Below are 20,261 nucleotides of genomic sequence, written 5' to 3'. Positions count from 1 at the left end.
GGCCCGCGGCCCCGCTGCTGTAATTTTTACGAAGAAAGCTCCTCTTCTTCGGATTGCATAACACCATACCGCTCCAGCGCTTTTGTTGACGATTCCAGCATCCGCTTTTTCAGATAATCGCCTTGGATAACCCGGACCCGCTTGCCGAGGAAACGGATTTTGGAGAGCAAATATTCGTATTCGTCTTCGAGCAAGCATATCCTGACTTGATAAACGTCGTTCCCGGCGTCGTACTCGACATCCTTTTCGAAGCAGGAGAAGGCATAAAGGATGCGCGACAATTCTCTGTTGTATTCGCGGACCACTCCGATGACGGCTTCGGCTTTGCGCGAGTCGAGCGTCCGGCTGATTTTGGCGAAGATGGCGTCTGCTTCCGCCTGCTCGACAGGCTCTGCCGAGACGGAGACAATGTTCGTCAGTCTGGTGCTCATCAACGCATGATGCCGGAGGTGGTACCACAGCAGGTACCATTCTCTTTTGACCATGGAGTATTCCAATTTGTACGGCAGCCCCGAATGGTCCGAATTCACTCGCCCGCCCTTGATCGAGTAAGTGATTCGAACCCCGCTCTTATTCGTCATACAGCGGCGTAAAGTGCGGAGGAGCGGGTGGTAGACTTGTTTCTCCATGCTTCTCGCTTTTTCGATCAGGTGTTCCGAAATATCCATGACGGGATCGGGTTCAAGCAGGGAGCGCAGCTTTTCCAAGGTTCCGGCAGTGAAAGCCTTGGCCGCAGCGGGATGCTCCAGCATCGTTTTCAGCCAAGCCCTTTCGTGCGAGGTGACCATGAACGTACCGGAATCCTCCAGCCGGGAGATGATCTGGTAGTTGAAGATTTTTTCAAAAAGATTCATAGTACGCTTGAATCTCCTTCCATTCGGCAATCATTTCCCGGCGGAACCGGACCGGCTCCAAAATTTCGCAGCTTGACCCGAAGCTTCGCAGCCATGGCTTAATTTCGGTAGTTCCGTTAACGGTAATTTCAAATATAAAAGAATGCTCATCCTCATACACGATTTGCCCCCATTGTCCTTGCAGCAGGACGCGCTCTTTAATGAAATTGGGCTCCAGGCTGTCAGGATTGTAAAATCGGACGCGCACCGTCACCGGCCGTCCGGTATCGATCAGCCAGCTGTACTTGATTTTTGCCTCCAAATCGGTTGTCTTCTCCTTAAACAAATCCTCTGCGACAACTTCATCTTCTTCGATCTGAGTCATGCCCTCCATACGGTATTTCCGAACGCCCTCTCTGCCGCTCGCGAGCAAATACCACCGTCCGTACTGATGATCGTAGACGACCTTCAGCGGAAGCGTCGTTTCCATTTTGCCTTCCGTTTCGCGCTCGAACAGAGGGTTGGTGTTCTTGGAGGCGTAGCTTTTATCGGCTTTGGGCGAGAAATACAAAAATCGGACTTTGCGGCGGCCGCGGATGGCGCTCAGGAGCGTGAACAGATGCGCTTCATCCAAAATCCGCGAGTAATAGTGATACTTATATAAAAATGGCTCGATAGCATGCTTTTCCGCTTGATTGCGCATAAATTGTTTCTTCAACCCGTCGCGCAGCAAATAGCCTTGCACGGAAGGCACCTGCGTGTTTGCCATAACGTCCACAAAATCATACAGATCAAAAAGCTCCTCATCCGACAATTCCCGGATCAGGTCGTTTTGAAGCCGGTACCGGTAGGGGCGGGCCCCGGGCTCCCTTTTGATCACGCCGACCTCTTCCAAATATTTGAGATCCGACCGGATCGTCTTTTCATCAGGGAGGGGGAGATCGGAACTTAAACCGCTGCAGCAAATGTCCATAAGCTCCATAGTCGTCAGCGCTTGTTCGTTCAAAGCCGCCAGGAGCAGCGAGACTCTGTGAGATTCGGATTCCTTCAAGGATTTGGCGCGAAACAGGAACAACAGCATCGGATCGGTCGACTCGTAGTAGCTGAAGCGGATCGATTCGGCAAATTCTTTGCCCTGCTCCTGCGGCAGCTGCCTATATATGGTGTTCACGATTTCTTTGAGCCGCCGGAGCGTTTTGTCGAAGGTATGTACGGAAATGCCCAGCCGTTCAGCGAATTGCTGTCTGCTGTACGCGCCGCTTGTCAGCACGAGCATGCGCAGAAATTGGATCTCTTTATCGAAGCTTTCCTTGGCCACTATAATCCTCCGTTCAATCAACGTGCCTTTCTCTATTGTAACAGGGGTTGGATTGGGGCGAAATGGAAATCTTTCTGCCGTCGTAATACTTTTGCCATGTTCGATTGTACGAAAATCGGCGAAGATAGTTCAGGAGGCCGGCACCGAACGGTGAAAGCCTGGATAAAACGGATAAGGGAGGGTGCACCGTATGCCTGAGTATCGGAGGCAAATTGTGGAACTGTTGAAGCGGATCGAAAGGGAAGAAAACGTCCGGATTTTATACGCTTGCGAGTCAGGCAGCCGGGCATGGGGGTTCCCGTCGCAGGATAGCGATTATGACGTAAGATTTTTATATATCAGGCCGGTGGAATGGTATTTGTCCATTTTCGAGAAGCGGGATGTCATCGAGAGGCCGATCAGCGATATGCTCGATATAAACGGTTGGGACCTGAAAAAAGCTTTGAATCTGTTTCGCAAATCGAACCCGCCGCTGCTGGAGTGGCTGCAATCCCCGATCGTCTATATGGAGAACGGCTCGGTCGCCGAGCAAATCCGGGGCATCTCTCCGCTGACTTTTTCGCCAAAATCCTGCATGCATCATTATCTGCATATGGCGAAAGGGAACTTTCGGGAATATTTGCAGGGCGAGCAGGTCAAAATCAAAAAATATTTTTACGTGCTGCGCCCGGTTCTGGCATGCGAATGGATGGAGAAGCACAACACGATGCCGCCCACCCGGTTCCAAACGCTGGTTGACGATTTGGTGCCCGAAGGCAGCGAGCTAAGGGCGGTGATCCTGGATTTGTTGGCTCGTAAAATAGCGGGCGACGAATTGGACTATGAGCCAAGAATCCATCCGATCAATGAATTTTTGGAGGAAAGAATAGCTTATTACGAACGGGCCGCATCCGGCATGCCTGCTTCTGCCGGCGATCAGGATCATCGGCTGGACGAATTGTTCCGGGCGGTATTAAAGGAAATATGGGATTAAGGTGATGAATATGTTAATCTTTTTTAATAAAGCGAAGGAAGCGCCTTGGGCGGATAAGATCTCTATCTACGCTTACATTCAAGCGCAAATCCGCGAACATGGGCAGGTTGTCGGCGGTTCTTTGCCGGACGACGAGCAATTTTGGGCAGGGGGCCAACTTCGCTGGGCAGCCGGCGCTTTGGATGGGGCGATGGGGCATCACTCCGTTCCAAGCAGCAAGACCCAAGAGGTGCAAGAACTGGTTCATTTGCTGGCCAAACAGACCCGAAAGCCTGGGCATAGCGGGCGAAAGGCTGTTTATTCCAAGCTCATCGGTGCGGATATAGGAAGTATGATCGACGATGTGTTGGACGGGGTGCGCAAGCATCCGGGCGTCCGGCCCGATGAACTGTATATAGAGGCCAAATGGCTGGCGGAAAACGCGGCACACCGCAATCCGGTCAAGCTTGGCATCGCGCTGCTCGGTCTTTTTGCAATTGAACAGGAGAAGGAGCTGCTTCTCACTCTCGGCAAGCATGACGAATTTACCCTTTATGCCGCAGTCGCTATTCGAAACGGGATGGAGGACAGCAACAACGTTCTTTTTGATCTGGCGAAAAGCGTTAACGGCTGGGGGAAAATTCAGATCGTCGAGAGGCTGGAGCCGAGCACCCGGGAGATTCGGGACTGGTTAGTGCGCAAAGGCTGTCAGAACAGCGTGATGAACGAATATTTAGCTTGCATTTGTGCCCGCAACGGGAACTTGCGCGAAGCTCTCTCATCGAGCACGGTAGACCGCGATTTATTTGAAGGCGCGACCGATATCATTCGAGCGCTGCTATACGGAGGCCCGGCTGAAAACATCGATGATTATGAGGATGCGCCACAGACGATGTCCGATTATTTGAGGTTGGCCGGAACCATGTGCGGCACCTTGAAGCAGTTGTCGGCGGTTTTGAGTATTCTTGAATTTTTGACGGAAGCCGATTCTGCGTGGGAGCGGCGAAGAGCAAACGGTTGGACAGAGCAGTTGAGAAGCGAGCAGGCGGAGGCTTGCCGAACGATTATCGCTCAGGCCCGATGGAGCGGCATGGTTCTGGATGCGGTCGCATCGGGCGATTCTTTCGGCCGTCACTATGGCGTGATTTGCGCTGCGAAACTGGGCATCGATATATGGGAGCTGCTCTTCTCGCAGCTTGCGGACAATCCGATTCAGGATGCGCACTATTTGGAGCTGATGAAATCGGAAAATCCGGATAGAATCCGCCGGCTCGTTCAGTTCGCCGAAATCCGGCTGCCGCTGCGGCAAATCGCCACAGGCCCCGAAGATGAAATGGGATTTGGCAAGGAGTATGCGGCGCATTCGTGCCTCGACAGCATTTTGCAAAGTTTGGACAGGCATGCCGGGTTCGGAAGAGAATTGATTGCTGCAGGTTTGAACAGTCCGGTGACCCGTAACCGGAATATGGCGCTTAAAGCGTTGGAAGCCTGGGAGCTTGCTTCATGGGGAAATGAGCTTGTCGAGGCGCTGACGCGGCTGGCGGAAATCGAACCGAACGAGTCGGTGCGGGAACGTATTCAAAAGCTGCGGGAAGCAAGAAACATATAAGCTGGAGCTGCAGTCATTTATTATAGGAGTTGAGTTTTATGGCATATCAAAATATAGACGGCGTACTTGTCTGGGGGAAACCCGACGAAGGTGCGCTAGACCAAGCCAAAACGTGCGCAAAGACCGGGAATGTCGTCCAAGCGCTGCTTATGGCCGATCATCACAAAGGATACAGCCAGCCGATCGGCGGTGTCGTCGTGTATGACGGGCAGATTTCCCCTTCCGGCGTAGGGTACGATATCGCATGCGGGAACAAAGCGGTGCGGACGAAGCTGACTGCGGAAGATGTGCTGCCCAGGCTGGCAGCCGTCATGGACGAAATAGCGCGCAAAATCTCGTTCGGCGTAGGCCGCGTCAATAATGAAAAGGTCGATCACGACCTGTTCGACGACCCGGACTGGGCGGTTTACGAGGCGGTCGGGAAGCAGGAGCACGACAAGCTGAAAACTCTGGCCCGGAGCCAGCTCGGCACCGTCGGCAGCGGTAACCATTTTGTCGACTTGTTCGTAGAACCGGATACGGGCCTGGTATGGATCGGCAACCATTTTGGAAGCCGCGGCTTCGGGCATAAAACGGCCAGCGGTTTCATCAATCTGGCGGCCGGCAGAGGGTTTTTGGATAACGCCCCCGGCGAGAAGATGGATCAGCCTCCCGTGCTGCTCGATTTAAGCGGCGAACTCGGCGATATGTATTACCGCGCGATGAAGCTCGCCGGGCGGTACGCATATGCCGGACGCGATTATGTCATTCAAGAAGTACTGTCGATGCTGGGGACGGAAGCGGATTTTGAAGTCCACAATCATCATAATTTTGCCTGGAAAGAGACGCATAACGGGAAGGAAGCGGTTGTGGTCCGCAAGGGAGCGACGCCGTCCGCGCCGGGGCAGCTTGGCTTTATCGGCGGCAGCATGGGGGACATCTCCGTGATCGTAAAAGGCAAGGATACTGCGGAGAACCGCGACGCTTACTACAGCACCGTTCATGGAGCGGGCCGCATTATGAGCCGGACGCAGGCGGCAGGCAAAATGAATTGGAAGACCCGCGCCCGCAGCGGCGGACAAATCTCCACGGCGCAAATGCTGGATGCCGTTCGCAGCTTTGGCGTCGAGCTCCGCGGCGCCGGTACGGACGAGAGCCCGTTTGTGTACAGGAAGCTCCAAGAAGTGCTGGATGCTCATGCCGAAACAATCGAGGTTATGCACGTTCTGAAGCCGATCGGCGTCTGCATGGCGGGAGCGGATGAATTTGATCCGTATAAGGATTAAAACAGAACGGTCGACTTTCAAAGGAAAGGCACAAATGGCTATTAAGTCCAGCAATCCGCAGTTTTCTTTTCTCATTAAGAAAAACCCGAATTCCGGCATGAAGCTTCGCACCATTCGCAAAGGAATCGCTTATGCGGATATAGTTTTACCCAATATAGTGCGAAAATTATGTCGAATTATGAAACCCAAAATGAGATCGTAATTGGCGACAGAGGATGGATAATAATGGATGATAAACAAAAAATAGTTCAATACTATAAGTACGAATTGACTGCACGAAAGCTGATATTTAATCCAAGCTGGCGCGAAGTGATGATGGTCATAGTAGGGCTGCTTATCTTATTGGGTTTAAATATTGCAAGTAATTTCTATCATTTATCTGTTTGGCTTGTCAGTATTAATTTTATCGGGGCGATGTTATTTTTATCAGGGCTGGCTTTACTCGGACTCAAAGATAAATCCCAATTCAGGTATATTCGAATTCCTATGCTTGCATTTTCTAGTGGGGGTGGAATCATGGTGTCAGCTGCCATGTTACAGAGCCTGGATAAAACTCAAAACGCCAATTTTGCCTTCATTATGCTAGTTGGTCTAGTGATTCTAATTACAAGCATGATTTGGGGAGAAATACGGAAAAAACGCTATGGGATCGAATCTTATAATTTTTTTGAATGGCTGCAGGATCTACGCTATCATAACTTGATGGAATTTCTAATTAAAGAAAATATCGATATATCTGAAGAAATTGATATTATAGCTGAAGAAGTGGAAGTGGACAATACACGCGCACAATGGAAGCTTTCTTATCCACTATCTCTTTTTGGATTGTTGTCCTTTTCAATCCTCGATAACTATAACCAGTTCCGCAATAACTGGGAACTGCAGAAACATCAAGCAGATATTCAATTATCAAGTGGATTTTGGATAGCTATTGATCTTGCCAAAGTTGCAGCCCTTGTTCTTGTCGTGACTCTCTTAGTAGGATATACGTTTCGGTGGATATTATTTAAAGGGCATTCCCATACAGAGGGTTTGCGTATTCTTCTGAAACGAATCTCGTATCATTTGCGAAGACAGGAGAGAATTATAGCAGTTAATGAAGAGCAACGGATCTCAATCCGAGAGAAGGTATTGGAAGCACGTACTCACAAACGCGGAGTATATCGTTGATAAGACCTGTTTAAGTTGGTAGAGCCTACCCTGATACTTTTGCAGGTATCGAAAAAATGTTTGGTATTAAGTGGTGGCTGGCTTTTATAATTACCAAGCCATAGCCTGTAAGGGGAACGGCCCATTACATGGCGTTCCCCTTGGGCAGGTGGCCTATTTTCGATTTTGTCCTGCCATGGTTACAATGCTACACGCATAGATCCCAGTTTATACACCGTTTCATCATGAAAAGGTTTTTGGAAGTCCAAGGAAATAAACGGGTGACTATATGCAGAAAATCCGGAAACTTTTAAATTAAATTGAAAAACACCGATATTATCCAGCTTCTCGTTATAAAAAATTTCTAAATCCGATATTGAGGAATTTTGAATTTCACTGGCCCATTTAGCGATGGTGTCAGCATCATTGGCATCTCGGAGTGCTTTGATATCTTTGACCATCTTTTCTTTGTAATTGTGAGAATCAGTAATTCCGTTATCTTTATCGTACCAAACCGTTTTGTTATAGAAACTTTCCAGCTCGGATGTATCCCCCGATTTCAACGCCGCAGCATACTTTTTGAGCAGATCCAACGCGAGAGGTTTCATCGCACCAACAGTAGCGTCTGCAGAATAATCGGCAGGCAATTTGGTCGTATAATTTCCGGATTGAGTACTAGTGTTGGAACTTGCACCGGATGAACTTTTCCCTGACGAAGAAGTATTGTCTTTAGTCGGCTCCCCGGAGGCCGGAGGCACGTATCCGTTTGTTGATACATGAACGGTTTTCGTCGCTTCGTCATAGGACACTTTACCGCCCATCGCTTCCGCAAGACCTTTGGCGGATACATAGCTGTGCCCGTCATAAACCAATGGGTACATAGTCCCGTCTTCACTTGACTGGTCGATTTGTTTGCCGTTCACCTTAACTTGCAGATTAGCATTTTGATAAGCTGTAACTTGCTTCAAAGCGGAATCGGCATATGCGCCTGCTGCAATGCCCAAAGTCAATATTGCTCCTATCATGCTTACCAAGACTTTCTTCGTTAAAACTACTTTCATCTTTCAACTCTCCCCGTAAAACGTATTATGCATCGTACTCTGTTGGCAGAACCCTGATCATGGTTCTAGAGTTGCATTAAAATCGTATTCTACATATTACAATAAATACCTGCATCATTCGACATCCAAATTGTGTGCCATGTAGTCCCAGGCGCTTCATACCTGCAAATCTATATACCAATCCACCCGGAGAAAGGGGCTATTCTTAGCGGCAAAAACATAAGCGCCAGCCACCGCCGCAAAATGGATGCCTGCCGCGCAGGCGGCCATAAAATCGTTGTAAAGCTACGCAGGGGAGATCAAAACAAAACAAAAACACCCTGGGAATCAGGGTGTTTTTCCAAATGATCTATCGTTATGCGGTGCCCCAATCGGCTTTCAGATGCATAAGCGAAGGCGCGAACAGCCTGGCGTCCATCTGCTTGAGATCGGGGGAAATGAGTGGCTTAAATGCCAGATGGGACAAAATGTCGCGTTCCAGCTCGATTCCGGGCGCAATTTCGCAGAGCATGAGACCTTGCGGGGTCAGCCTGAAAACGGCGCGCTCCGTAATATATACAACCTCTTTGCCGATTTTGGCGGCTTCGGAGCCGTTAAAAGATATATCCGATAATTGCGGTACGATTTTACGGAACCGGCCTTCCTGATCGATGTTCAGCTTGCCGTCAACCATGGAAGTTTTGAGCCCTCCGGCCGTAAAAGTGCCGCTGAAAACGACTTTTTTGGAATTTTGCGCGATATCGATAAAACCGCCTACGCCCATGATTTTGCCGTTAAACTTATGAACGTTCACGTTGCCCGCCTGGTCGATTTCGGCAAAGCTCAGGAAACTCGTATCGAGTCCGCCGCCATCGTAAAAGTCGAATTGATAGGGCTGGTCGATAACCGCCCGGGGACTGATCGTCGCGCCGAAAATAATGCCTTTGGCCGGCGTTCCGCCGATCGGGCCCAGCTCTACGGTAAAGGTCAGCTGATCGCTGATTCCTTCCTCCGCGGCAACGAAACCGACGCCGTCCGAAATGCCGACGCCCAGATTGGCCACATCGCCTGGAGATGCTTCCATCAGGGCGCGCCGGGCAATCACTTTTCGCTCGGTGAGCGGAAGCGGCTTGATGTCGTCCGGCACGGCGATAAGATCGCCGCTCATAAAGCGGTTGGAGGCCGTTTCGTACGTTTGCTGCTGATCAGGGACGACCACGACGGCGTCAACGAGAAAGCCCGGGATTTTTATGGATTTGGGGTGAATCGAGCGGGCTTGCACCATTCGCTGCACCTGCACGATGACGATTCCGCCGCTGTTTTTGGTAGCTTGCGCGATGCTCAGCACATCGAGGAACGCAGGTTCGTCCTCCATGCTGATGTAGCCGTCGGTGTCCGAAGTCGTCCCCCGGATGATGGCGACATTCGGGCGAATGGACGGGTAGAACAGCCATTCCTTGCCGTCAAGCTCCATCAGCCGGACCAAATCCTTGGTAGTCCGCTCGTTCAGCTTGCCGCCCTGCTGGCGGGGATCGACGAAAGAACCGAGCCCGACATGGGAGAGAATGCCCGGATGCCCGGCAGCGGTAGCGCGAAACAACTGCGCAATGACGCCTTGCGGAAAACAATAAGCCTCGATTTGGTTGGACTCGGCCAGTTCGGACATTCGCGGCGACTGTCCCCAGTGCCCGCCGATGGCTCTGGCGCACAGGCCGGGAATGGCCAGCGGACTCATCCCGCGGTCGGCCCGGTCTCCGAGTCCGGTCGTATGCAGGAACGTCAGGCCACTCGGCTTCTGCTCCTGGCGATAACGGTTGGCCAGCGCTTCGATGATATGGGTGGGGTCGACGATTCCGCCCCCGGCCCCGCTGATGGCAACGGTCGCCCCGTCGGGAATAAGCTGAACCGCTTCTTCCGGGCTAAGCACTGGAACGGGGCCCGTTCTTTTGTGAGAGATTGCGTTCACGGCTAGTTATTCTCCTTCGTGGAAGTTATTGGCGGCGGCTCTTCAAAGCGGGGAGGCCGCTTTTCAAAAAAAGCTTGCATGCCTTCCCGAAAATCCGCGCTTTCAGATACGATCTGGGAAATATCCATTTGCAGCTGGTCCATCCATGGCTGGCTGGGGCTGAAAATGCCGCTGACCGCCGCTTTGACGGCCCGGGTCGCTGTGGCGGATTTGGCGGCGATCTCTTCCGCCCATGCCAGGGCGAGCTCGTAAGCCGTTCCTTCCTGCGCAATCGCATTGACGACGCCGAGCTCCAGAGCTTCCTGCGCCGTCATTTGCTTCGCGAACAGCATGAGCTCCAGCGCTCTGCCCGCCCCGATCAGGCGGGTTAACCGGTAGGCGCTCCCGCTGCCGGGAAAAGAGCCGATGTTGACTTCGGGCAGGCTGAGCACGATATGCGGCGCTGCTACGCGCATGTCGCAGCTGAGCGCCCAGTCGAAGCCCCCGCCGTAAGCGGAGCCGTCCAAAGCCGCTATCGTCGGGATAGGGAGCATGGAAAGGCGAGTGCGCAGCCGGATTTCCGCTTCCATTTTGGCGCTGACGTAAGTGCCTGCATTCAGATGCTCGCCGATTTCTTTCATATCCGATCCCGCCGAAAATACTTTGCCTGCGGCGCATAGGATGACGACGCGCAGCTCCCGGTCGGCTTCGATATTCGCAAAAATTTCCTCCAAATAATGAAGGCCGCCGTTCGTTCCCAAATTCAGAGGAGGGTTGTCGAAGCGGATAATGCCTACATAACCTTCTTTTCTGAATTCAATACTTGGTTTATTGTTCATTATGAACCACCTTACTGGATCGATCTAGTTTAGGTTATATTATAAATACAGCCAAACAATCGTGTCAACAATAACGTGGACGGGCAAATGATTCAATGAAAACATTTTCAAAATACACAGTAATGTACTATACTTTTTAGACGGAGGTGTGCGAACAGTGGGGGAGGATTTTCAAAAGCGTATTACACTTGAAGATGTAGCCAGGGATGCCGGCGTGTCTCGTTCTACTGCATCTCTGGTCATCCGGGGCAGCAGCACAATCCCCGACAAAACGAAGAAAAAAGTATACGCATCGATGAACAAGCTCGGCTATGTATACGATCGGGTTGCCGCCAGTTTTCGTTCAAGACGTTCTTCTACGGTAGGCGTAATCATCACAAACATCGGAAACCCGTTTTTCTCGGAGCTGCTGGCGAGCGTCGAGGACAACTTGGACGAGAAGGGCTACACGATGCTGCTGGGAATGACGGTCGAATCGGAAAGCAAGCAGCAGCGCGTGCTGGAAACGATGCTGGAGCATCGGGTGTGTGGGATTATTATGGCGCCGGTAGCCGACACTTCGATGGACATATTTACGCGGCTGGAGAAATTGAAGGTGCCCTGCGTGCTGATTGGCCGGGAAATTACCGGCGCGCCTGCCGACTACATCGGCACCGATTTCAGGCTGGGAACGAAGCAGGCGGTTCGCCATTTGGCGGACCAGGGACACCGCAGAATCGCATTTATCGGAGGGGTGCCGAACACTTCGGCCTACGAAGAGCGGCTGGAAGGCTATCTCGACGCACTCGCGGAATGCGGCATTCAGTTTGAACAATCGCTCGTTGTTCCGAGCATTCCAACGAGGGAGGGCGGCATGACCGCCGTTATTGAAATGATGCGGGGCGACAGGCCGCCGACAGCCGCCTTGTGCCATAACGATATCGTCGCATTGGGGGCGATAGCGGGGCTGCAGTCGATCGGATTGGCCGCCGGCAAAGATTTGGCGCTGGTCGGCTTTGACGACATCAAGGAGGCCGCGACCTCCAATCCCGGGCTCACATCCGTTGCGATCGGATTGGAGCAATGGGGAGTGGAAGCCGCCGAGCTGCTGCACCAAAGATTAGCGGGAGAAGGGGAACATGATGCGGTGCGCATCATCGTGCCGCCGCGGCTTGTCGTCCGCGATTCTTCCACAAATTTCATGGGTGCGCATTGAAGAATGCGCCCTATGAAATTATGTTGTTGACTTTAAAATTTGAACTTGCTATTATCAATTCCAATAAAACTAATAGGAAATGATATTTCAGCTTTTGGATGAAGGGGGAATCGGCATCCAGGAGGGCATCATGAGCCCGGAAACAGCTCGAAAATTTTTTTCGCTTTTAGTAGATCGATCTATGGGACGAAGGGTGATGAAGAGATGTTGAAGTCAAAAAGGGGAATACTTGTAGTTTGCACGGCCATGCTGTTACTGCTTAGCGCCTGCGGAAAACCGGCGGATTCCGGAAATGCCGCCGGCAAAACGGAAGAGAAGGAACTGCGGGTCGGCACCTACGGGGTGAGCATCGGCTTTTCTATCAAAAACAGTTCCAACGTGCTGGAAGGATATGATATCGCTGTGACGGAAGCTATTGCCAAAAAGCTCGGTTATACCAAAGTAACGTGGACGACGGCCGACATGACCGGTTTGTTCGGCATGCTGGATTCCGGCAAAATCGATACGATCGCCAACCAGGTGGAAGCGAATGCCAAACGCAAGGACAAATATTCGTTCTCGCAAACGTATATTTACTCCGGCGCTCAGCTTATCGTCCGCAAGGAAGACAATTCCATCCAGTCGCTCAAAGACTTGAAAGGCAAAAAAATCGGCGTCAATGTCGGAACGAGCAAAGAAACGTACCTGAGAGAGAACGATCCGAACAAAGAGCTGAACATCGTTACCTATGAAGACCCGAGCGCGATTATGAAAGACGTTGCTCTCGGCCGCCTCGACGCCTATATTATGGACCGCGCCGGCGCGCAGCTTTTGATTGATAATTCCGGGCTGCCGCTCAAGCTTGCCGGAGACCCTGTATACACGTACGAGGAAGCGTTCCCTTTCCCGAAAAACGACAAAGGCAATACGCAGAAGGAAGCGTTTAACAAGGCGTTGGACGAGTTGGCCAAGGACGGAACATTAAGCGAAATATCCAATAAATGGTTGAAGCAAGATATCAGTAAGGCGCACTGACGATGAGTTTCGATCTTGAATTTCTGTTCAAGGCCGTCCCGGAGCTGCTGAAGTATTTGCCCATGACGCTGCTGCTGGCCATTGCATCGATGCTTTTTGCCTCGATCCTTGGCTTGGTGCTGGCAGTCATCATTAGAAATAACGTTAAAGTTTTGACGCCGCTGGCCAATATTTACATTTCCTTTTTCCGATCGGTTCCTACGCTGGTTACGCTGTTTATTTTTTATTTCGGTATCCCGCAAATTTTTCCCGAAATCAGCATTATTAATGCGGTCACGGCGACCATTATTGCGTTGAGCTTTAAAAATGCCGCGAGTTTGGCCGAGGAATTCAGAGGAGCGATGAACTCGGTCGATCCGGGCCAGATGGAGGCCTGCCTGTCGGTCGGAATGACCCGCTGGCAGGGGCTGCGCAGAGTTGTGCTGCCGCAAACGATCAGAATCGCCGTTCCGGGGATGAGCAACTATTTGATCATGCTGATCAAGGAATCGTCCCTGGCCTTTACGGTAGGCGTCTCCGATATTTTCGCGCAAACGAAAATTATGGCCAGCAATTCCTTCAGATTCCTTGAAAGCTATATCGCTGTCGCGCTTATTTATTGGGGAGTTACGATTTTGCTGACGATGCTGCAGGGCAGACTGGAGAAAGTGCTGGACAGACCTTATCGATAGGAGTTCGGTTATGCTAAAAATTAACGGATTAAGCAAAAGCTTTGGCGAGCTGCCGGTGCTGAAAAATATCGATCTTGAGATCGCTCAAGGAGAAGTCGTGGCCATCATCGGACCTTCGGGCTCGGGCAAATCGACTTTGCTGCGCTGCCTGAATTTGCTGGAAACGCCGGAGAAGGGCGTTATTCAGATCGATCAAATCGCCGTCGATTGCGGGCGCATGAAGAAGTCGGACGCCTCGGCTTTGCGGCAGAAGTCGGCGATGGTTTTTCAGCACTATAATTTGTTCAAAAACAAAACCGCGCTGCAAAATGTGACGGAGTCTCTCCTTATCGTCAAAAAAATGAGCCGGCCGGAGGCCGAAGCGATCGGCAGGCGGCTGCTGGAACGTGTCGGCCTCGGGCACAAAGCCGACAGCTATCCGTCGACGTTGTCCGGCGGCCAGCAGCAGCGCGTCGCGATCGCCAGAGCTTTGGCGGTCAAGCCTTCCGTCATGCTGCTGGACGAGCCGACCTCGGCGCTGGACCCCGAGCTGGTCGGCGAAGTGCTGCAGGCCATCCGGTCAATTGTCGATCACAAGACTACGCTGATCATCGTCACTCATGAAATGGCTTTTGCCAGAGACATCGCGGACAGGATCATTTTCATGTCGGACGGATTGATTGTGGAAGAGGGAGACCCGCAAAGCCTGTTCGGACAGCCGAAGCAGGAACGGACGCGCAAGTTTTTGGCGTCGGTGCAGCGGGGGGAGAAGGATGGAAGGGGATAGAACCGTGCAGCTTGAGCACAATTTCGACGAGCGGATCGACCGCAGGGGCACCGATTCTCAAATGTACGCTCTATACCCGGACGACGTGCTGCCTATGCATTTGGCGGAAACGGATTTTCGAACGGCCAGGCCGATTACAGAAGCGCTTGCGGCGAGGGCTCTGCAAGGCTCGTTCGGCTACGTGGCCGAGAGCGGCAGCTTTCAGGACGCGGTCAAGCATTGGATGGAGAGCCGGTTCTCCTGGCTTATACAGCAGGAATGGGTCGAGTATGCGCCTTCCGTAGGCACATCGCTGCTTTACGCGATTCAAACGTTTACCCATCCAGGCGACAGAGTGGTCATCCAGACGCCTGTCTATCATAATTTTCACAGCTTGATCGACAACAGCGGCAGGGTGAAGGCGGTCAATCAGCTGCAATTGAAGCAGGGCAGGTATGAGATCGACTTCGACGATTTGGAAAAACAGCTCAGCCATCCGCGAGCGAAGCTGATGCTTCTGTGCCATCCCCACAACCCCGTCGGGAGAGTGTGGACCCGGGAGGAACTGGAGCGGATCGCGGACTTGTGCGTCCGGCACCACGTCTTCATCGTCTCGGACGAAGTTCATTCCGATCTCGTATATGCGTCTTACAAGCATATTCCGCTGCCGGCCATTTCCGGGCAAATTGCGGACAACTGCCTCGTATGCATCAATCCGAGCAAAACCTTCAATCTTGCAGGGCTGCGTGCGGCGGCGGTTATTATACCTAACGAGCGGGTGCGTGAAGCGTACCGCATCAGTCTGATCAACAACAAGGCGTTGGATCGGCCCGTTTTTGGCGTGCTGGGGCTTGAGACGGCTTATCGCCAAGGCGGATATTACGTCGACCAATTGGTTCCCTATATTGAAGACAACGTAAAGCTGCTGTCTTCGTACTTGGCGGAACGCATCCCCCAGCTTGAGCTGATCAAGCCGGAAGCTACGTATTTGATGTGGCTGGACGCGAGGAAGTTGAACGTGCCGACGGGGGAGCTGGTTGCCTTTTTCGAACGCGAAGCGAAAGCCGGATTGCGGGACGGAGCCGTATTCGGCGCTGGCGAAGGCTTTTTGCGCATGAACATCGCTTTTCCGAAAGCAGTGCTTGAAGGTGCCCTGGCCAACATCGAACGGGCAGTGGCGCGTATGGCTGCGGCGGGAGGAAGCGCGGAATCATCTGTATGAGCAAGAGCCGGGCGGAGCCGCGCAGTTTGGCGGCTTAAACCCCGCGAAAACCCTCATGACAGCCGCGGGCGCTAGTAGACCCCACTGAATGGAAAAAATCGGGTCTGCGGCGTGTGTTGGGCAGCCGGAGGGGGGCTCATTTTCGGTGTTGTCATGTAGGGTGCGACCAGCTCTTGGGGTCTGGCGGGCGGAGTTGCATTTGTGCATCCCCACTGAATCATGGCTGCAAATATGCCTCTCACGTTGCATAACATCCGCCATATCGCATACACATACCTTCTGCTGAGTTTATCTGGCAGACTCCTGGCCAAGCCAACCCGAAAAGCCTGCAAAAGTGCAGGCTTTTTCTCTGTTTGCGGCTCGTTTAGGCGAAAAGCCTGCGATTGTGCAGGAATTTTCGCCAAAAATGAATCTGAGCCCCTGTTCGCCGCAAAAAGCCTGCACAATTGCAGGAATTTTTCGTGGCCAGCGTATCAACGAGCAAAAACCTGCACTTTTGCAGGCTTTTTGCTCGTTGCTATGCAGATGCGCCGGCCCTAGGGGGGGGGGAGTGCACATTTACAGGCTTTTTGCTCGTTGCTAAGCAGTTGCGCTGGCTCAAGGGGTGGGTGAGTTCACGATCACAGCGTGAAGCACACGGTTTGGTATGCCGACTCCGTCACTTTATCCCAGTGGATCGATATTTCGCGGCGTGCAGGCTACCACAAAATTGCTCTGTGGCGGCTTGGCGATCTCGGGCAGGCAACGCTGCAAGTTTTGAATCGCTGAGCCGATAGGGTATGCTGCCGAAATATTAACCACATTAAAAAAATTCTCGTTCAACGGCACTGTTTTGTGGTACGATTTGAGTAGCATTTTGAATGGAAATTATATAGGAGAGGGCCTTGGAGCGCCGGTATGAACTTTTTAGCCTATCACTTGCAGATCGACAAGCAAAATGTAACAGTGTTGGAACCTCTTCAAACGCCGAGCCAGCTGTGGTTCGGAGAACCGGTCATCGACTCGCGCAGCCTGCTTGCCAATGGCGAAGGGTTCGCTTTTATGAGAGACTTGTTTTTGATTGCAGCTCAAACTAAAGAGCCTCATGTGATGTTCTATGTGCCGGGGCCGCGGTTTAATGAAAGAACGCCTGCAAGGACTGCCGATGAGATTAAAGGCTCGTATCGTGTCGGCGAGTTCGATCTTGAGCTTGTTTTATTCGATTCCCGCCACCTGCGCATCCGGCCAAAAGAAATCAGGAAAGCCATCGATTCCCTCGGATCTGTGGAAAAAGCCGGCATGAGCATACAACCGGAGCCAGCGCAGTTTGACCAGGAGAAGCCCTATAAAACGCTTCATACCGAGACCTATGCGAAAACGATGATCGTTGACGCGGATTGCGAAGCCTTGTTGCACTTGGCTCATTTGTCGGAAAGGTTCGTCAGCATCGAAGATGACGCCGCGCACAATTTGCGCATTCATGCTCATGCCGGCAGCGCCGGTTCGTCGGAATGCGGCGGTTTGAATTTTTTCTATTATTTTCAGCCATAGGAATTACCGTTTGCCTAAAAAGTGCATGTGCCTGGATGAATACCTCGCGCATGCGCTTTTATTTGTTGAAGAGCTGCTGTTGAGCCGCCGGCAGAGAGGTTTCAGGGCGATAGTGCGGGTTTTCTTGTAAAGTATAATTTACATCCGGCGAGTCCGTATCTATAATTAACATGGTTAACTTCATTTATCCAGGTTCCATATTTGTTCCTTTGCGTTTTATCAGCGAGGCTCTGGGGCGCGCAGGTAGAAGCCTGAAAGGCCTGGAAATGGCCTATAATTTGAAGGAATTGTTTTTGCCCGGCCAGGAAATTTCGGACGTCAGTCCGCTTAGGGAGCTGTACCAGCTTGACTTTGTAGCTTTAGAGCGGAATAAGATTGAAAATGTTTGCTCCCTTGCGGGCTTAGGCAACCTGGAAAAGCTTTTAATCAGCGGCAATCATATCAAAGATGTCAGCTGCCTCTACCGATTAACCTCGTTAACGGACCTGCTGGCAGATAGTAATCAAATCGAGGATATTTCGGCTTTGTCCAAATTGCCGATTAAATGGCTCAATATCGCGGACAATCCTGTCACAGATATATCGGCCGCGGCGTCCATGAATTCGCTCCGCAATCTTTATGTAGACGAAGAGAAACTGAGTGGGAAATCCCGTTCGTTGATTCAACTGTTCAAACAGTCGGGGATCTCCGTGAACGAGAAATTTTCCGAGGCAGGCAGTAACCCGGGAATTGCCGTTATGGTCAATGGGGATAGGGTTTTGTTTGAGCGCGCGCCGGTCGTTGAGGATGGAACGACTCTTGTGCAGTTTCGTCCGCTTTTTGAAAAGCTTGGTTTTACCGTGCATTGGAATGAAGAAACGCAAACCGTTCAGGCAGAAAAAGAAAGCATACGAATTTCCTTGCAGGTCAATCATAAGGAAGCTGCTGCAAACGGCAAAACAACAGAGCTTGAGGTTGCCTCGAAACGTATGGACGGCAGCGTTTTTGTGCCTATTCGTTTTGTAGGGGAATCGTCCGGCTATGGGGTTACTTGGGCAAGCAGGACGAACACCATCCATCTTATGCCCGAGAGAAACGTAGTCGGCCGGGATGGAAGCGCTCAAATAACGGTAAGCGGCAAATGGCTCGACCAGAAGGCGCCTTTTGAGGGCGCTCAGGCTTATTTGGCTAACGGCGGCAACCGAATTATGCAGGCGTCCGATTTCCCGGAAACGTCATCCATAAAAACACTTCAACAATATGAGGATGCGATAAAAGATTCTTTATCCTACCTGAATGCGGATTTCAGCACTGATAAAATGTTGAATGCCAACGGAAAAGAGACTGTTCAATTCTCCTATTCCTATGCGACGAGCGAAGGTCTTACATTGAACGTTGTTCAGACTTTGATAAAAGGCCAATACGCCTTCTATCGAATCGTGCTGGTGTCGGGAGACTCTGATCATTCCGAGGCTGAAAAAGAATACCAGCACACTATCCAAACATTCCGGGAGCTAAAGCCGGCGTTCGAGCAGAGACAAGAGAAATTCGGTTCTTTCACTCCGCAAGAACGTTTGCTTGATGCGACTCACTATTATAGGGAAGCTGGATTTTTTCAAAAGGATAAGGATCTTACAGGCCAGCAGTTCGATGATAAATTTCTGAAATTGTATAAAGGTTTTGTCAGCGATGACTGGAATCCGTTTGATTTCAAGGCGTATGATGCCGAATTTGCGGATCTCTACGTTCTTATGCAGGACAAGGATCGCGTATGGCTAGAGGATACGGAGGCAGATGTTGCAAAAGGCAGCGATAGCTACGTGCGGACGCTGCGGCAATGGAGTGAAATCTCCCGCGGCGCCTTTCAGCCCACAAATATCGTGGAGTCTTGGGATTCCGAAGAGGGGCCGCTGACAGTCAGTTTTACGTTGGCCGGAAAGAAGCGGACGATACATCCCTTGTTTCTGAACGATTTTATCGATACGAGTGTGCTTGTCGAAATAAATAACATGATCAGCGATACGGGGTACCAATTTGCTTCGGTTCAAATCGATCAGGGAGTTTTCGTTACCGTGCTAACGGCCGCGGAGAAAAGCAAGCTGGAGAAGCAACGGTTTATAAATTTTGATATTTTAAACTAAAGTAGAGGGAAAGAAAGAGCGCCTTTTGCAAAAAAAAGGCCTCAGGTTGTTGAAAAATCCCCACGCCGGAGCCGATAGCCACAATCCGCCCGGCAGTGCGGCACGAAGAAAACCTGCAAAAATACATGAATTTGCGTCCTTGATACGCTGGACATGAAGAATTCCTGCAATTGTGCAGTTTTTTCGTTATGTACGTGGATTCAGGCTTATTTTCGCTGAAAATTCCGGCACTTTCGCAGGCTTTTCGCCAAAATGAACCTCACCGCAGGAAAGACCTGTACTTTCGCAAGTTTTTTCCTTCCTGGTTTGCCGACCGCCCATTCGTTAAATCGCGTGGGGCGCAGTCCGCCGGGCATATTCCGTCCAATCGTATATTTGCGCGAGCTTATAAGCGAAACAAAAAAATCGTTTAAAGCGATTCATAAAATAGGCAAAATTTTGAATTTGCATAATTATAACGATGTGTGCTATATTATAACTCCTGCCCCAAACGGACAGGCATTGCAAGCACTTATGAAGTTCTACACAAGGTCTGAATATGTTGATTTTCTTCATGGATGGATCGAAAAAGAATTTTTAAAAAAGTACTTGCAAAAGAAATTTAGACATGGTATATTACTACTCGCTGCTCCGGTAACACGGCAGCAAACGAAAGAAATTGTTCTTTGAAAACTGAACAACGAGTGAAGAAGCAAGGTTGAGCAATCAACCCAAACAAGAGATTGCAAAATCTCGTCAGCTTTGAAATTGAGCTATTCAGCTTTCAATAAAGGTAACACCTTTTTGGAGAGTTTGATCCTGGCTCAGGACGAAC

General features: G+C 51.1%; 18 protein-coding genes and 1 pseudogene. 14 read left to right on the top strand and 5 right to left on the bottom strand.

Going from position 1 to position 20,261, the window contains the following annotated elements:
• Positions 1-26: 26 nt before the first annotated feature.
• Positions 27-854, bottom strand: coding sequence for a WYL domain-containing protein (locus tag AC6RNO_RS29840; protein WP_497107718.1), 828 nt, complete (start codon positions 852-854; stop codon positions 27-29).
• The gene (locus AC6RNO_RS29835; RefSeq protein ID WP_497107717.1) at positions 841-2,151 is read right to left on the bottom strand and encodes a WCX domain-containing protein; all 1,311 of its coding nucleotides are present in this window, start codon (positions 2,149-2,151) and stop codon (positions 841-843) included. Before AC6RNO_RS29835 ends, AC6RNO_RS29840 begins: the two co-directional genes overlap by 14 nt.
• Before the next feature lie 190 nt (positions 2,152-2,341).
• On the opposite strand from AC6RNO_RS29835, the gene AC6RNO_RS29830 reads away from it, so the two are divergent.
• The 5 genes and pseudogenes from AC6RNO_RS29830 (at position 2,342) to AC6RNO_RS29810 (ending at position 7,147) form a co-directional block, all read left to right on the top strand.
• The gene (locus tag AC6RNO_RS29830; protein ID WP_497107716.1) at positions 2,342-3,124 is read left to right on the top strand and encodes a DNA polymerase beta superfamily protein; all 783 of its coding nucleotides are present in this window, start codon (positions 2,342-2,344) and stop codon (positions 3,122-3,124) included.
• Positions 3,125-3,134: 10 nt separating this feature from the next.
• Positions 3,135-4,712: a limonene hydroxylase gene (locus AC6RNO_RS29825; protein ID WP_497107715.1), complete on the top strand. Its 1,578-nt coding sequence runs from the start codon at positions 3,135-3,137 to the stop codon at positions 4,710-4,712.
• 38 nt (positions 4,713-4,750) lie between these two features.
• On the top strand, positions 4,751-5,977 hold the full coding sequence (locus tag AC6RNO_RS29820) for an RtcB family protein (RefSeq protein ID WP_497107714.1): 1,227 nt from the start codon (positions 4,751-4,753) through the stop codon (positions 5,975-5,977).
• 34 nt (positions 5,978-6,011) lie between these two features.
• Positions 6,012-6,110, top strand: a pseudogene (locus AC6RNO_RS29815) (hypothetical protein); the annotation flags it as partial.
• Between the two features lie 92 nt (positions 6,111-6,202).
• Complete coding sequence (locus tag AC6RNO_RS29810; RefSeq protein WP_497107713.1) at positions 6,203-7,147, top strand: hypothetical protein; 945 nt, start codon at positions 6,203-6,205, stop codon at positions 7,145-7,147.
• Between the two features lie 179 nt (positions 7,148-7,326).
• On the opposite strand, the gene AC6RNO_RS29805 is transcribed toward AC6RNO_RS29810, so the two are convergent.
• The 3 genes from AC6RNO_RS29805 to AC6RNO_RS29795 all read right to left on the bottom strand — a co-directional run bounded on the left by AC6RNO_RS29805 (position 7,327) and on the right by AC6RNO_RS29795 (position 10,950).
• A complete protein-coding gene (locus AC6RNO_RS29805) occupies positions 7,327-8,187 on the bottom strand; it encodes a stalk domain-containing protein (RefSeq protein ID WP_497107712.1) in 861 nt (286 codons plus the stop codon).
• Positions 8,188-8,542: 355 nt separating this feature from the next.
• On the bottom strand, positions 8,543-10,132 hold the full coding sequence (locus AC6RNO_RS29800; protein ID WP_488438015.1) for an acyl CoA:acetate/3-ketoacid CoA transferase: 1,590 nt from the start codon (positions 10,130-10,132) through the stop codon (positions 8,543-8,545).
• Positions 10,133-10,134: 2 nt separating this feature from the next.
• The gene (locus AC6RNO_RS29795) at positions 10,135-10,950 is read right to left on the bottom strand and encodes an enoyl-CoA hydratase-related protein (protein WP_497107711.1); all 816 of its coding nucleotides are present in this window, start codon (positions 10,948-10,950) and stop codon (positions 10,135-10,137) included.
• A 157-nt stretch (positions 10,951-11,107) separates the two neighbouring features.
• On the opposite strand from AC6RNO_RS29795, the gene AC6RNO_RS29790 reads away from it, so the two are divergent.
• From AC6RNO_RS29790 to AC6RNO_RS29750, 9 genes are all read left to right on the top strand, one after another.
• Positions 11,108-12,145 (top strand): LacI family DNA-binding transcriptional regulator, encoded by a 1,038-nt coding sequence (locus tag AC6RNO_RS29790; protein ID WP_474684530.1) that lies wholly within the window; start codon positions 11,108-11,110, stop codon positions 12,143-12,145.
• Between the two features lie 204 nt (positions 12,146-12,349).
• Positions 12,350-13,159: a transporter substrate-binding domain-containing protein gene (locus AC6RNO_RS29785; RefSeq protein ID WP_474684529.1), complete on the top strand. Its 810-nt coding sequence runs from the start codon at positions 12,350-12,352 to the stop codon at positions 13,157-13,159.
• Between the two features lie 2 nt (positions 13,160-13,161).
• On the top strand, positions 13,162-13,830 hold the full coding sequence (locus AC6RNO_RS29780; RefSeq protein ID WP_474684528.1) for an amino acid ABC transporter permease: 669 nt from the start codon (positions 13,162-13,164) through the stop codon (positions 13,828-13,830).
• A gap of 10 nt (positions 13,831-13,840) precedes the next feature.
• A complete protein-coding gene (locus tag AC6RNO_RS29775; RefSeq protein ID WP_497107710.1) occupies positions 13,841-14,596 on the top strand; it encodes an ATP-binding cassette domain-containing protein in 756 nt (251 codons plus the stop codon).
• Positions 14,583-15,797: a PatB family C-S lyase gene (locus tag AC6RNO_RS29770; RefSeq protein ID WP_497107709.1), complete on the top strand. Its 1,215-nt coding sequence runs from the start codon at positions 14,583-14,585 to the stop codon at positions 15,795-15,797. Before AC6RNO_RS29775 ends, AC6RNO_RS29770 begins: the two co-directional genes overlap by 14 nt.
• A 627-nt stretch (positions 15,798-16,424) precedes the next feature.
• Complete coding sequence (locus AC6RNO_RS29765) at positions 16,425-16,565, top strand: hypothetical protein (RefSeq protein ID WP_474684525.1); 141 nt, start codon at positions 16,425-16,427, stop codon at positions 16,563-16,565.
• 129 nt (positions 16,566-16,694) lie between these two features.
• The gene (locus AC6RNO_RS29760) at positions 16,695-17,327 is read left to right on the top strand and encodes a hypothetical protein (RefSeq protein WP_474684524.1); all 633 of its coding nucleotides are present in this window, start codon (positions 16,695-16,697) and stop codon (positions 17,325-17,327) included.
• Positions 17,328-17,593: 266 nt separating this feature from the next.
• Entirely contained in the window at positions 17,594-19,447 is a 1,854-nt protein-coding gene (locus tag AC6RNO_RS29755; protein ID WP_497107708.1) for a stalk domain-containing protein, read from the top strand.
• Between the two features lie 252 nt (positions 19,448-19,699).
• Positions 19,700-20,116: a hypothetical protein gene (locus AC6RNO_RS29750; protein WP_474684522.1), complete on the top strand. Its 417-nt coding sequence runs from the start codon at positions 19,700-19,702 to the stop codon at positions 20,114-20,116.
• The last annotated feature ends 145 nt before the right edge of the window (positions 20,117-20,261 follow it).

The organism is Paenibacillus sp. sgz302190 (assembly GCF_059820445.1).
This window is presented reverse-complemented; position numbering and strand designations above follow the sequence as displayed.